Source organism: Cryobacterium sp. 10I1 (genome assembly GCF_035019805.1).
In the GTDB taxonomy this organism is placed as follows: domain Bacteria; phylum Actinomycetota; class Actinomycetes; order Actinomycetales; family Microbacteriaceae; genus Cryobacterium; species Cryobacterium glucosi.
Genome location: NZ_JASJVF010000655.1, coordinates 1 through 269 on the forward strand (window position 1 = coordinate 1; position 269 = coordinate 269).

Here is a 269-nt window from a genome sequence, read left to right on the forward strand (position 1 = left end):
GCGATATCGACGGGGTTCGTCGGCGGCGTGGCATCCGAGCCGTCGTCCGACCCCGTCATCACGACGCTGTTGAGCGGAGTGAGCGAAACCCCGAGGCTGTCGAGCGCGAGCTTCAGGTGCAGGCGCAGGTCGCGGGCGAAGTCCCACTTCGCCGAGACACGCACCTTCACGGCGAGCCGGGTGACAAGGGCCTCGGCGGAAATCGACTCGAGGCCCCAGATCTCCGGCTTCTCGAGGATGATCGACCGCCATTTGCGACTCGAGGCGAG

At 66.9% G+C, this 269-nt stretch carries 1 pseudogene; it reads right to left on the bottom strand.

Going from position 1 to position 269, the window contains the following annotated elements:
- Window positions 1–269, bottom strand: a pseudogene (locus QN345_RS20200) (mechanosensitive ion channel protein MscS); the annotation flags it as partial.